Raw genomic sequence first — 13,093 nt, 5'->3', positions numbered from 1 at the left:
TGACGGCAGCTTAGCCTTCAGTAAAACAAGTTGCAAAAAAAAACCACCGCTGCTACTTATAGAATAAATCGGTTTCAAAAAAAAACCACATAAGGATGCAACATGACTTGCACCAGTGATACCCCTGCAACCTCTGAGGCGCCTCTTTCGCCAGCGACGACCTCAGTGCTGTCGCCTCACATCATTTTTCTGCTCTCACTGACCTGTGCGCTGGCTGTCGGCAATGTCTATTCTGCCCAGCCATTGCTGGAATCCATCTCCGCAACGCTGCAGGTTTCGCCCGGCACCATCGGCCTGGTCATCACGGCAACGCAGGCGGGTTATGCCATAGGATTGTTTTTGCTGGTGCCGCTCGGCGATCGCTTTGATCGCAAAAAGCTGGTGGTCACGCACCTGCTGCTGTCGGTGCTGGCCCTGGTCGCGGCGGCGTTAGCAGAGAGTTTGCTGGCGCTGCTGGTGGCGATGCTGCTGGTGGGTTTGATGGCGGTGGTGACGCAAACCGTGGTGGCGTGGGCCGCTATCCTGGCGGCACCGGCTCAGCGTGGCAAGGTGGTAGGCAGCGTCACCAGTGGCATCGTCATGGGCATACTGCTGGCGCGCCTGGTCTCTGGCATCATCGCCGATATCGCCGGCTGGCGGGCGGTGTATATGACCTCAGCCGCGCTGATGCTGCTGATTACCGTGCTGCTGATGAAAGTGATACCTGCTGCCGGTCCGCAGAACACAGCCACTTCCGTGGCCGGGCTGCTGGGGTCTGTCCCGCGTCTTTTCGTCACCGAGCCCTTGTTGCGTCAGCGCGGCGCGCTGGCTCTGCTGATTTTTGCCGCGTTCAGCATGTTGTGGAGTTCCATGGTTTTGCCGCTCACGGCCATGTCGCTTTCCCATACGCAAACAGGGCTGTTTGGTCTGGCTGGGATAGCCGGAGCGCTGGCGGCTTCCAGAAGTGGCGCCTGGGCTGACAGGGGAACCGGGCAGCGCGCCAGCGGATGCGCACTGGTTTTACTAACGCTCTCGTGGCTTCCCATCGCCTTCGCGCAGACTTCTTTATTATTGCTGGTTATTGGCGTGATCATGCTGGATTTCGCGGTGCAGACGGTGCATGTCATCAACCAGAGCATGCTGATTGCCGGCAAACCCGCTATCACCAGCCGGCTTATCGGTGCCTATATGTGTTTTTATGCGGCAGGCAGCGCGCTGGGCGCTATTACTGCCACCCAACTCTATGCGCACTGGGGATGGTATGCAGTGTGCAGCGGCGGGGCACTGGTCAGTGCCTGCGCACTTATTCTCTGGTATGGAACACGTCAATCATGAAATTATCACACCTGCTGCTGGCCATCGGTATTACCGCCATCTGGGGCATTAATTTTTCGGTGATTAAATTAGGGTTGCACGCCATCGATCCATTTATTCTGGCAGGGCTGCGTTTTACGCTGTGTGCCATCCCGGCGCTCTTCTTTATTAAAAAACCTGACGTCCCGTGGCGCTACCTTATTGGCTACGGACTGGTGTTCGGCATTGGCTTGTGGGGCCTGGTCAATCTGGGGATAAAAACCGGGCTGTCGGCGGGGATCGCCTCGCTGGTGCTGCAGTTCAGTGCCTTTTTCACTCTGCTGCTCGGCAGTTATGTGTTTAAAGAACAGCTCAGCCGCTATCAGATCGCTGGCTTTGTGCTGGCGTGCAGCGGATTGATGAGCATTGTGTTTATTACCGACGGCTCGGTGACGTTTGCCGGGTTGCTGCTGGTGCTGGCAGGCGCCATAGCCTGGAGTATTGCCAATATCATCATGAAAAAAGCCGGCACGAAGCAGGTATTCGCGTTTCTGGTCTGGTCGAGCGCCTTTTCGCCGCTTCCGCTTTTCCTGCTGGACGGATTAATTAATGGCAGCACGGGCTATAGCGCATTAATCAGCCATATGGATACCCGTGCGATATTATCCATTCTGTTTCAGGTCTACCCCAATACGTTATTAGGCTACTGGATCTGGAATTCATTGCTCAAACAGTATCCTGTCTCCACCGTCGCGCCATTATCGCTGCTGGTGCCGGTATTCGGCATTCTCGGTTCGATGATGATATTTGGTGAAGCTATTTCTCCGATGAAAATCCTGGCGCTGGTACTGATTATTACCGGGCTGGCGGTTGGGTTGTATGGACAACGCATCAAACGTTATTTCATCCGCAGTCGGATTCGCTGTGATCAGCAGCCCGCTGATGAGCCGTGATCCGACAAGAGCGGGCATCCCGCCCGCTCTCTCTGTCAGTGAAAATCCGCTTACTGCACCACGAAACGCGCGACTGAGCCTTCCAGTGTCGACGCCTGATCGCGCAGTGCGCTGGCGGCGGCCGATGATTCCTGCACCAGCGCGGCGTTCTGCTGCGTCACGCTGTCCATCTGAACGATAGCGACGCCGACCTGCGAAATGCCGCGATTCTGCTCATCGGATGCCTGCGCGATTTCGGCGAGGATGCTGGTTACGTTGCCAACGGAGTGCACAATTTCATCCATGGTTTTACCGGCCTGACCCACCAGCTGTGAACCACTGCTGATACGCGCGACCGATTCGCCAATCAGGGTTTCAATCTCTTTGGCCGCCTGAGCGCTGCGCTGCGCCAGACTGCGCACCTCGCTGGCGACCACGGCAAAGCCGCGTCCCTGCTCACCGGCGCGCGCTGCTTCTACTGCTGCGTTTAACGCCAGGATATTGGTCTGGAAAGCAATGCTGTTAATGACGGTGGTGATTTCGGCGATTTTGCCGGAGCTGGCGCTGATCTGGTCCATGGTTTCAACCACGCCTTTGACCAGCGAGCCGCCCTGATTGGCCTTCTCTGAAGTGGCACGCGCCAGTTCGCTGGAGTGATGAATGTTTTCAACGTTCTGCTTCACGGTAGCGGTTAACTGCTCCATGCTGGCTGCCGTCTGCTCCAGCGCGGCCGCCTGCTCCTCGGTGCGGGCTGACAGATCGTTATTGCCTGCGGCAATTTCTGCGGAAGCGTGGCTGACCTGCATCACGCCGCTGCGAATGTTACCAATGATGCCGCGCAGATCGTTGCTCATCTCACCGACCGCCTGCATCAGCTCGCCCAGTTCGTCCTTACGCGAAGTTTGCAGCTGTACGCTCAAATCTCCCTGCGCAATCTGCCGCGCGACGTTCAGTGTTACCGCTAAAGGACGGGTAATCTGCCGGGTGATAAACACCGCAATCAGAATGCTGATTACCACAGCCGCCGCCAGGATCAGCGACATCCACAGGATTGCCCGGGCGATATCCTGGTGCGTGGCGGCCAGCTGCTGGGTAAATAATTGATTACTGGTATTAGTCAGATGCAGGCCCGCGATGGCAAGCTGGCGGGTCGCTTCCACTTCTTCTTCCGCGGAGGCGTTGTAGTCCTGCACGCTGTCGCGTCTGGCCGCCAGCGTTACGGCAATTTTATCCAGCGCGTTGCTGTCATCAGCGCTCAGGCGTGGTCGAGCCTGGTCAATGAGTTGAATCGTTTCAGCTATAAAGCCTGACAAAGCCAGACGGTTTTCCTCAGTGTTGTCCAGCGCCATCAGCTTTACGCGAATACTAATACCGTTCAGATATTTAGCGATTTCAGTGAGCGTAGCTGCCGTATCCTGCTGTGTGCTGACGTAGTTTCTGGCCAGCGCGGCAATCGCCGTGGTTTCGTCACTGAAGCGCAGTGCCTGCAGAATGCTCTGGCGCTTATGCACTTCGTTCACCGTTTCTGCACGATGCTGACGATAAAGGTTCATCGCAGCCGGCAGAGAGGCAATCAGCGCGGTCTGCGCGCTATCCCATCGCCAGGTTTTCAGCTGGTTGATACTGCCCTCAATCGCCTGCAGTCGCGATTCGTTGTCGGCAATGAATTTTTCATCGTGGGTTTTAACGTATTGCAGGCGGGCATCTTTAGCCTGCGCGAACTGATCGTTGATGCCTTTCAACTGGCTGAGTTTTTCCGCACGTTCCGCGATGTCGTGCAGGTTTTTGATGCCACAGGAAGCTACAGCAATGCTGAGGATAAGCAGCACACCAAACCCGAGCATGAGTTTTCTGCTGACTCTGATATCTTCCAAAAAAACACGTATTTTTTTCATTAAGGTGAATCTCCCTGGTTGTTGTTGTCCACGCTTTTGCCTGATGGCAATGGCGTTATCGGCAGGGAGATGGTTAATTTCAATTAAAATAATTAAAAAACATATAATCACCTAAATTTATTAGATGAGCTATGCTGGGGGAAGGGATGCAACGGTAGGGCAGGCGGGTAATTCACATTCTCTGTTTTATGATGGTACTGATTTTGGCTGATAGCGGTGCGGGGGAAAGTATTGACGCAACCTGCCGGTTTGTCAAAGCGCCGGGATTTCAGGCGAAGGGCCCGATAGCCCTCAGGCCAGCCATTGCGCCTGAGGACATTCTGCTACGCCTGAAATCCTCAGGACTCCGCTGGCTGGTTCGTCAGCCACTGAGCGGCGCTGGTGGTGGCAATGTGCTCGCGGTAATTAAACGTCTCCTGTTTAGACCATGCCACACCGTCCGGACGGGCAAAGGCCAGCCGGTAGGCCGCGCCAGTGTCATGGGGATGACGCTCTGCATCTTCCCTTAGCCTTTCCCGGCTAAGTAATACTCGCCTGACTGCGCTTTTCCAGTGAGATTGCATCAGGTCAGCCAGCTCTGCGTAAGTCAGCGTATCGCCAGCAATATAAACAATGTCGTTCTGAAAAGCGGGCTGATGAAAGAAGATATCGGCTGTCAGCTGCCCGATGTCGTCTGGCGTGGTGAGTGTCAGGGCATAGTTCCAGTCACCGAGGGCATAAACCGTTTTATTCCCGGCATCGATCACGCCAAAATCGGGTTCAAACAGATAGCTGGTAAAAATACCGGTCGAAACAATTACCCAGTCAGTGTTGCTTTGGGCGCGCAGCAGGTGGCGCACTTCAAGCTGCTCATCCCATACCGGTTGCCCACTCTCTTTGCCGATAACGTCATAATCCACGCCAAACTGCCAGGGAAAATAGCGTGCGACACCCGCCTTCAGCACGGCCTGAGTGATTCTTAGCTGCGTTCCCGGCCCGCCGACAAAACCACTGCAATTAATGATGGCATCATAAGTGCGAAATAATGCTGAGAGTTCGCTCAGGCTATTTTTCTGCAGGTCGCCTTCCACCACAGTGATATTTAGCTTTTGCAGCGCATCCAGCCGGGTTTTAAGTGGGCCGGACGTGACATGTGCAGCCTCGCTTCTGAGTAATACACTTATTTTAATCAGAGGATGCTGCTGCGCTTTTTTAGCCATGGCGTTTAACACCGCCATGCCTAATTCTCCTGCGCCGAGGATAAGAATATTTTCGACATGTTGATCAACGGGTAGCATGCTTGTCTCCTTAGGTTATATCCGTCATCCTGACAGCGGACAAACCCTGATTCAATCAGGTACACCCGTGATACCGGAGGAGAGATGGAACCTAATCGCGAAGCCCTGCTGCAGTTTTCCAGACAATTTTGTGAGGCGTTGAGTCACGATGATGAAACATTAAAGCGTGAAATTCTTTCACACGCCGGCAATCGCTGGTCGCTGGGTGTATTGCATATTCTGGTCACCCATGGACCGTTGCGCCATGCAGAAATGGGTCGTTTACTGCATGGCGTCACACAACGAATGCTGACGCGCACACTGCGAACGCTTGAGCGTGACGGCCTTATTTCCCGATGTGATTATCAGGAAAAAGTACCGCGTGTCGTTTATACGGCCACGGACGCGGGCGAAGAAATGATGATGAAAATGATGCCGCTCTGGGCGTGGATTATCTCGTCGGCCGACTATTTTAAGCAAAGCAGAATTACGTTTGATACTCCTCAACAGTAATGGCATTAAATTGCGCGATGACGACCTTGCTGAGGATGCGTGATTATTTCCCTGCTGCCAATAGTGCAATTTTTTTGCACTATTAATCCTGCCTCAGTTTTGACAGGTTGTCTCGTGAGAATTCACGCATTGAGAGCAGCACGGGCATCAGATTATGGCCTGCATGCGTGAGTGCGTATTCAACACGCGGGGCAGTTCACCAAAATCAGTGCGGGTTATCAGCCCATCACGTTCAAGCTTGCGCAGATGTTGAGTCAGTACTTTATGCGATATCTCCGGCATACTCTTCATGAATTGCGAGTGACGCATCGCAGGCTCCGCAAATAACCTGAATAAAATCTGCAGTGTCCATCTGCCGGAAATAATAGTTAAACATTGCGTGACATAAGCGACCGAACCTTCTGGTCCGAGACAACGTGTTTTCTCATCATCGCCTACAGGCACTTTCAGGTGCGTAATTGATTCATTCATCAGTTTATTTTCTAATAGATTTTTCAGGTATCCTGGAGAACAGTAATGGATCTGAAACTCGACGGCAAAATTGCTCTGATAACGGGTAGCACCAAAGGTATTGGAGAAGCGGTAGCCAGAGGGCTTGCCGCTGAAGGCACCCGCGTTATTATACATGGCCGGGATCCGGTTAAAGCTGAAAATATCGCCAGCGATATCATAAAGCAAGGTGGACAAGCGTACGCAGTAACGGGAGATTTAACCCGTGAGGCAGATATTCAACTGCTTTATCAGCAAGTCTGTTCGTTTGTACAATGCGTTGATATTGTTGTTAATAATGCGGGTGGCTCCGGCCCCACAGAGGACTGGACGTCTTCTTTGCCAGAAACCTGGGCGGCTGGGTATTATAAAAATGTCCTTTCAGCCTTACGTGTCATTAATCTTTTTCTTCCTGGGATGCGTGAACAAAAATGGGGCAGAATCATTAATATTTCGAGCCTGGCAGCGTTGATGCCTCCCGCCAGGCGTCCGGATTATGCGGCTGCTAAAGCAGGGATTATTGCCATGACTTCATCGCTGGCAAAAGCGGTCGCACACGATGGCGTAACCGTAAATACTCTCTCACCGGGTACTATTCATAGTGCAAGCCTGGAAAAAGCGTTTCGTCAAACGGCCAAAGATGCAGGGCTTTCAGCTGACGCGCCCTGGGAAGATATTGAACAGGCCGTATTGCCCCTGTATGCCAATGTGCCCATGGCGCGCGTAGGGACGCTCAAAGAAATAGCGGACGCCATCACCTTTCTGGCCAGCCCGTTGTCGGGTTACATAACGGGTTAAAATTTAAGGCTTGATGGCGGTATGTGGCCCGGACTTTAAAACCAGCCGCACAACATCCTGAATAAAATCTCTGTTTCAGCTACTACTTCATTCGATGACATCATCACAGCCGATTTAATTATCAGAACTTAGCAGGCTGCTGTTGCAGCCCTGCTTATACCCTAACGTCATCCTCTTCATGATGCGCGCAGTCCCGGTCGGTATGCCCAATCCTGATTATTGACAGTCCACGCCTGGTCATGCATATTGTTATGTTATAACGTAACAATAAAAGTACCGTGATGAAAAACTCGCTCTCCCTGATTATTGCGGCGCTGCTGTCGCTTCCTGTATTCAATGCTAATGCCAGTAACTATCCGCTCACCGTTGATAACTGCGGTGTCAAAGAGACCTTCGCTCATCCGCCAGCGCGCGTCGTCACCGTGGGTCAGCATGAGACGGAACTGCTGCTGGCGCTCGGTCTGGCAGATAAAATTGCCGCAACCTCGGTATGGTTTGGCGCGCTGCCCGCCGACTTGCAAGCGCAGGGCAGCCATCTTAAACGGCTGGCCGATAACGCCCCGGGCTTTGAAGCGGTGGTGGCACAGCGCCCGGAGCTGGTGCTGGCGCAGTACAGCTGGCACGTTGGGCCGCAGGGTGAAGTCGCCACGCGTGAACAGTTTGAACAGCTCGGCATCCGAACCTGGATTTCGCCTGCCGACTGCATCGGCAAAGCCGTCACCACCACGTCCAATAGCGACGGTGCACGCACCACACCGTATGGGATCGAGGTGATCTTTGCGGAAATCAGCGCGCTGGCGCGCATTTTTGATGTGCCGGCGCGTGGCGAAGCGCTCAAACAGCAGCTGGCCGCTCGTATAGCACAGGTTCAGCAACAGCTGCACAAATCGCCGTCAGCGCCTCTGAAGGTGGTTTACTGGTTTTCCAGCCCGCGCCTGAAAGGCGATCCCTGGGTCGCCGGCAATAAAGGGGCGCCGGGCTGGATCAGCCAGACGCTCGGTCTGACTAACATTATCGATTCAGACGAAGAGTGGCCGGCGGTCACCTGGGAACACATCGTCTCCGCGCAGCCGGACATCATCGTTATTGCCAGCATGGCGCGGCGGCTCTATCCCGCCGATGACGTCGCGGTTAAAAAACACTTTCTGCAAAGCGATCCGGTGACGCGTGAAATGCCAGCGGTGAAAAACGGCCACATCGTGGTGGTACCGGCGATGTCACTGAATCCCTCGTTGCGCAATGTGGAAGCTGTAGAGCTGATCGGTCAGCAGATCGCTGCTTTCGCACCTGCCCGATGAGCGCTCACGCTGTCTGTTACTGGCGCACCGGCCTGCTGATTGCTGCGGGCGCGCTCAGTCTGCCGGTGATGATGACGCTGGCCGCGGCAACCGGCGATGTCGCGATCAGCTTTACCCTGACCGCGCAGGCCATTACTAATGGTCTTGGCATCACCCATTACGACCTGCCGGCGCTGGAAGCCGGCATCGTCTGGCAATACCGCATGAGCCGCGCGCTGATGGCGGCGAGCAGCGGCGGCGGCCTGGCACTGTGTGGGATGGTGTTGCAGTCGTTGCTGCGCAATTCGCTGGCCGACCCTTATCTGCTGGGTATTTCCGCCGGTGCATCAACCGGCGCGGTGTGCGTGATGCTGCTTGGCATCGGCGGCGGCGCCATCACCACCGGTGCCGGCGCGTTTGGCGGTGCCTGTCTTGCATTTATGCTGATTGTTCTGCTCTCCGGCGGCATGCGGGAAAACACCGCGCGCATCATTCTGGCCGGTATTGCCGGGACGCAATTATTTAATGCGCTGACCGCCTACATTGTCAGCACGGCGGCCAATGCTGAGCAGTCGCGCGGCGTGATGTTCTGGCTGCTCGGCAGCCTGAGCGGTGTGCGCTGGGCAGATGCATTATTGTGTTTTGCCGTTACTCTCGCCGGTCTGCTGACTGTGCTCTACCATGCGCGCGCGCTGGATACCTTCTCCTTTGGCGCGGAAGTTTCCGCGACGCTGGGCACGCAGGTTTCAGCGGTGCGCATCGTATTACTGCTGACCACTGCGTTAGTGACGGCGGTGATCGTCAGCGCGATTGGCGCGGTCGGTTTTGTCGGGCTGGTGATCCCGCATATCACCCGCATGATTGCCGGGCCGCGTCATCTGGTGACGATTCCCCTCGCATTCCTGGGCGGCTGCCATTTCATGGTGATTGCCGACCTGGTATCGCGCACGTTAATCACCCATCAGGTGCTGCCGATAGGCGTGGTGACGGCGTTAGTCGGCGCTCCGGTGTTCGCCCTGATTCTGTATCGCAACCGGGAGAAATCATGAAGTATGTCGCGGTGGATAAACTGAGCGTGACGCTACAGGCGCGCAGCGTGTTATCTGACATCAGTTTTGCGGCGCAGCGGGGACAAACGGTCGGGTTGCTCGGCCCTAATGGCTCGGGCAAATCGACGCTCATCCGTGCGCTGGCGGGCGTTCAGCCCTGTGCTTATAACGGGCTGGAAATGGGCGGCACGCGGCTCAACCAACTCAGCCGGCGGCAGCGTGCCCGTACGCTGGCCTTCGTACCGCAGCATGCCGAAATGGAGGCTGAGATGTGCGTCAGCGACATCGTGCGTCTGGGGCGGGCGCCGCATCGCAATGCGTTCAGCCCGTGGCGGACGGCAGATGAAACGGCAGTGCAGCACGCGCTGTCGCTGATGAAACTGGATGCGCTGGCCGGGCGGTCGTGGCAGCGGCTGTCCGGTGGTGAACGCCAGCGCTGCCAGATCGCGCGTGCGCTCGCGCAGCAGCCGGATATCCTGTTGCTGGATGAGCCGATTAACCATCTGGATATTCAGTTTCAGCTTGAGCTGATGCGGCTGATTGCCGCACTGCCGGTCACGGTGATTGTGGCCCTGCACGATCTGAATCTGGCGGCAAAATTTTGCCAGCATCTGGTGGTGCTGCAGCACGGGCAAGTGGTGGCGAGCGGTGAGCCCGCCGCCGTGCTGACGCCTGCCCTGATTCAGCGGACGTGGCAGGTCGAGGCCATCGTCAACCGCAGCGAGCGCGGCTCCATGAATATTCAGTACGCCTGAACCGGGCTGATCTTAACGCTCGTCGAATGGCACGCCGCCTTTAGATTTATGATGCTTCGGCGTTTCGATAATCGACACGGTGACCACATCAGCATCGATCTCAAACGAATCCACCACGGCCTGGGTGATGGCTTTGAGTAACTTTTTCTTCTGCTCAACGCTACGGCCTTCCGCAGCATAAACGACAATCTCTGGCATAACGGCGTTTCCTCACGGGTTAGAGTTCTTCTCAAGCATACCTCAGCCAGGCTGCCGCGCGCAGCGTTAACCTGTCGCGACGGTTAAAAGGCAACAAGCGGCTGACGAATTCCCTGCAAACGCCGTGTGTTAAAGTGTGAATTGTTATGTTATAACGTAATTGATTCGATGATAGTGTAACGGTTTATTCGGAAAATTTAATGAAATCAATGCAAAATTTGCTGATCGCTGCGGCGCTCGGCCTGGCTTCTTGCGCCGTTGTGGCGGCGAGCACACCCGAAAAACCGGTGCGGATTGCCGCACCGTTTGAAATTAAAGGCAGCGATCCGGCGCTCTCCGGCGACATTCTGTTGCGCATGGATGTGGTTGAAACGCTGGTAGAAGTGAACGATCGCGGTGAGCCGGTGGCGGCGCTGGCGCAGCGCTGGCAGGTCTCTGACGATGGGCTGCGCTGGCAGTTCCAGCTGCGCGACGGCGTGCATTTTCACGATGGCTCGCTGCTGGATGCGGTTGCCGTGGTGAAATCACTCAACACCGCACGCGGCAAAGCGGGCTTACTGGACAAAACGCCAATCGCCGACATCAGCGGGGCAGGGCAGCTTGTCACCATCACGCTGCGTGAACCCTTCACGCCGCTGCTGTCGGTCCTGGCGGAAAGCCGCTCGCAAATCCTCGCACTGGCCAGCTGGGATGCGCAGGGCAACATCACGCGCATTATTGGCAGCGGACCGTTTAAGCTTACCTCCTTCCAGCCGCCGCAGTCGCTGACGGTGGCGCGCTTCGCGGATTACTGGGGCGAGAAACCGGTGATTGCCGCCGCCAGCTATCTGGCGACCGGCCGCGCGGAAACCCGTGCGCTGCTGGCAGAAAGCGGTGATGCAGATTACGTGTTTAACCTTGATGCCGCCAGCCGGCAGCGGCTGGCACGCAAAGCGTCGCTGCACATCCCGGCGATTCCGGTGCCGCGCACGTTGATGCTGAAGCTTAATCTGGCCGATCCGCTGCTGGCGGAACTGCCGGTGCGTGAGGCGATCAGCATGGCGATCGATCGCAACGCGCTGGCGCAGGCGGTGCTGCGTTATCCGGGCGCAGCCAGCCAGCTGTTTCCCCCTAACATGGCAGAGTGGCACAACACGGCACTCACGCCGCTGCACTATCAACCGCAGCAGGCTGCTCAGTTATTACAGTCGGCCGGCTGGCAACGCGGCGCGGATGGCGTACTGACGCGCAACGGCCAGCGCTTCAGCCTGACGCTGCTGACCTATCCCGATCGCCCTGAGCTGCCGCTGATGGCGATGGTGATTCAGCAGCAGCTGCGTCAGGTCGGCATAGACGTGCGAATCAACGCGACCAACGCCAGCGAGATCCCGGCGCAGCACCACAACAACCGTCTGCAGCTGGCGCTGTTTGCGCGTAATTTTGCCCTGACGCCCGATCCGACCGGAACGCTGCTGCAGGATTATGGCACCCACGGCGGTGACTGGGGGGCGATGAACTGGCATGCGGCAGGCTTCGACGCGGCGCTCCACACGCTGACGCAATCCACCGATGGCGCAGCCCGCGCCGGGGCGCGCAGCGTCATCACCCGCGCGCTGCAACAGGAACTGCCGGTGATTCCGCTGGCCTGGTATCAGCAGTCGGCGGCGGTTAACAGCCAGCTGCAGGGCGTCAAACTCGATCCGTTTGAACGCCACTTCGGCCTGCGCCAGATGCACTGGGGGGAGCCATGATTAAACAACTCAGCTGGCGCCTGGCGCAGGCGCTGTTCGTGGTGCTGGCGGTAGGATTACTGACCTGGCTGCTGGTGCAGGCGCTGCCGGGCGACATGGCGTGGCGCATCGCCTCGGGGCGCTATGGTTATGATCGCGTCGATGCCGACGCGGTGGCGCGGGTACAGCAGGAGCTGGATGGAGCGCTTAGCGGCGGCAGTGCGCTGCTGCACTGGCTCTTCGATCTGCTGCAGTTTAACTTTGGCCGCTCGCTGGTTTCCGGTGAGCCGGTGATGGATGAGCTGCGCTGGCAGCTGGGCCAGACGCTGGCGCTGGCGGGCGTTTCGCTGCTGCTGGCGTTGCTGCTGACGCTGCCGCTCGGCATCTGGGCCGGTTGCCACGCCAACGGCCGGCTTGACCGTGCGCTGTTTTGGCTGACCGCCTTGCTGAAATCGGTGCCGCATTTTGCACTCGGCATGTTGCTGATCCTGCTGTTCGCGCTGCAACTCGACTGGCTGCCGAGCGCCGGTCACGGCGAGCTGCGCCATTTCCTGTTGCCGGCACTGACGCTGGCACTGTCGCTGACGGCCGTCGGCGTGCGCGTGGTGCGCGAAGCCACCTGGCAGGTGATGTCATCCGGCTACTATCGCTGGGGAGCGCAAAAGGGACTGGCACCCGCGCGCCTGCTGCTGCGTCACGGCCTGCGTAATCTGAGCGCGCCGGTGCTGACGTGGTTTGGCATGCAGTTTGTCTGGCTGGTGGAAGGCGTGGTGGTGGTGGAAACCCTGTTTGCATGGCCGGGAATCGGTCACGCTCTGGTGCACGCCATTTTTGCGCGTGACGTACCGGTGATTCAGGCCAGCGCCATGACGCTCGGCCTGCTGTTTGTCCTGCTGAACATGCTGGTGGATGCCGGTTGTCATCTGCTCGATCCCCGGGGGCGCGCGCAT

11 protein-coding genes and 2 pseudogenes are annotated in these 13,093 nt (G+C 56.9%); 9 read left to right on the top strand and 4 right to left on the bottom strand.

All coding sequences use genetic code 11. The features are described from left to right. The first annotated feature begins 102 nt into the window (after nucleotides 1–102). Nucleotides 103–1,314, top strand: a complete 1,212-nt coding sequence (locus E7738_RS20545; RefSeq protein WP_394516560.1) for an MFS transporter — start codon at nucleotides 103–105, stop codon at nucleotides 1,312–1,314. Then, on the top strand, nucleotides 1,311–2,225 hold the full coding sequence (locus E7738_RS20540; protein WP_059009351.1) for an EamA family transporter: 915 nt from the start codon (nucleotides 1,311–1,313) through the stop codon (nucleotides 2,223–2,225). The genes E7738_RS20545 and E7738_RS20540 overlap by 4 nt, the downstream gene beginning before the upstream one ends. Before the next feature lie 50 nt (nucleotides 2,226–2,275). On the opposite strand, the gene E7738_RS20535 is transcribed toward E7738_RS20540, so the two are convergent. Together E7738_RS20535 and E7738_RS20530 are read right to left on the bottom strand one after the other, a co-directional pair. Next, entirely contained in the window at nucleotides 2,276–4,048 is a 1,773-nt protein-coding gene (locus tag E7738_RS20535) for a methyl-accepting chemotaxis protein (protein WP_262258356.1), read from the bottom strand. Between the two features lie 389 nt (nucleotides 4,049–4,437). Then, nucleotides 4,438–5,376: an aromatic alcohol reductase gene (locus E7738_RS20530; protein ID WP_262258355.1), complete on the bottom strand. Its 939-nt coding sequence runs from the start codon at nucleotides 5,374–5,376 to the stop codon at nucleotides 4,438–4,440. An 84-nt stretch (nucleotides 5,377–5,460) separates the two neighbouring features. Between E7738_RS20530 and E7738_RS20525 the strand changes: the two genes are divergently transcribed. Next, a complete protein-coding gene (locus tag E7738_RS20525; protein ID WP_262258353.1) occupies nucleotides 5,461–5,868 on the top strand; it encodes a winged helix-turn-helix transcriptional regulator in 408 nt (135 codons plus the stop codon). An 82-nt stretch (nucleotides 5,869–5,950) separates the two neighbouring features. Here the strand turns inward: E7738_RS20525 and E7738_RS20520 are convergent. Continuing rightward, nucleotides 5,951–6,339, bottom strand: a pseudogene (locus E7738_RS20520) (winged helix-turn-helix transcriptional regulator). Nucleotides 6,340–6,384: 45 nt separating this feature from the next. Here E7738_RS20520 and E7738_RS20515 point away from each other — a divergent pair. From E7738_RS20515 to E7738_RS20500, 4 genes are all read left to right on the top strand, one after another. Continuing rightward, the gene (locus E7738_RS20515; protein WP_394516559.1) at nucleotides 6,385–7,155 is read left to right on the top strand and encodes an SDR family NAD(P)-dependent oxidoreductase; all 771 of its coding nucleotides are present in this window, start codon (nucleotides 6,385–6,387) and stop codon (nucleotides 7,153–7,155) included. 281 nt (nucleotides 7,156–7,436) lie between these two features. After that, the gene (locus tag E7738_RS20510; RefSeq protein WP_394516558.1) at nucleotides 7,437–8,453 is read left to right on the top strand and encodes an ABC transporter substrate-binding protein; all 1,017 of its coding nucleotides are present in this window, start codon (nucleotides 7,437–7,439) and stop codon (nucleotides 8,451–8,453) included. After that, a complete protein-coding gene (locus tag E7738_RS20505) occupies nucleotides 8,450–9,481 on the top strand; it encodes a FecCD family ABC transporter permease (protein WP_058758966.1) in 1,032 nt (343 codons plus the stop codon). The genes E7738_RS20510 and E7738_RS20505 overlap by 4 nt, the downstream gene beginning before the upstream one ends. Then, nucleotides 9,478–10,236 (top strand): ABC transporter ATP-binding protein, encoded by a 759-nt coding sequence (locus E7738_RS20500; RefSeq protein WP_058758967.1) that lies wholly within the window; start codon nucleotides 9,478–9,480, stop codon nucleotides 10,234–10,236. The genes E7738_RS20505 and E7738_RS20500 overlap by 4 nt, the downstream gene beginning before the upstream one ends. Nucleotides 10,237–10,248: 12 nt before the next feature. Here the strand turns inward: E7738_RS20500 and E7738_RS20495 are convergent, their stop codons facing one another. Continuing rightward, complete coding sequence (locus E7738_RS20495) at nucleotides 10,249–10,434, bottom strand: tautomerase family protein (RefSeq protein ID WP_021508848.1); 186 nt, start codon at nucleotides 10,432–10,434, stop codon at nucleotides 10,249–10,251. A gap of 200 nt (nucleotides 10,435–10,634) precedes the next feature. Between E7738_RS20495 and E7738_RS20490 the strand changes: the two genes are divergently transcribed. Both E7738_RS20490 and E7738_RS20485 read left to right on the top strand, forming a co-directional pair. Continuing rightward, nucleotides 10,635–12,164: an ABC transporter substrate-binding protein gene (locus E7738_RS20490; protein WP_394516557.1), complete on the top strand. Its 1,530-nt coding sequence runs from the start codon at nucleotides 10,635–10,637 to the stop codon at nucleotides 12,162–12,164. Next, nucleotides 12,161–13,087 (top strand): annotated as a pseudogene (locus E7738_RS20485) (ABC transporter permease); the annotation flags it as partial. The gene E7738_RS20490 and the pseudogene E7738_RS20485, both read left to right, overlap by 4 nt. Nucleotides 13,088–13,093: the final 6 nt, after the last annotated feature.

It is taken from the genome of Pantoea sp. SGAir0430 (assembly GCF_043549295.1).
Note: the sequence above shows the minus strand (reverse complement) of the source record. Positions and strands in the feature narration are given on the sequence as shown.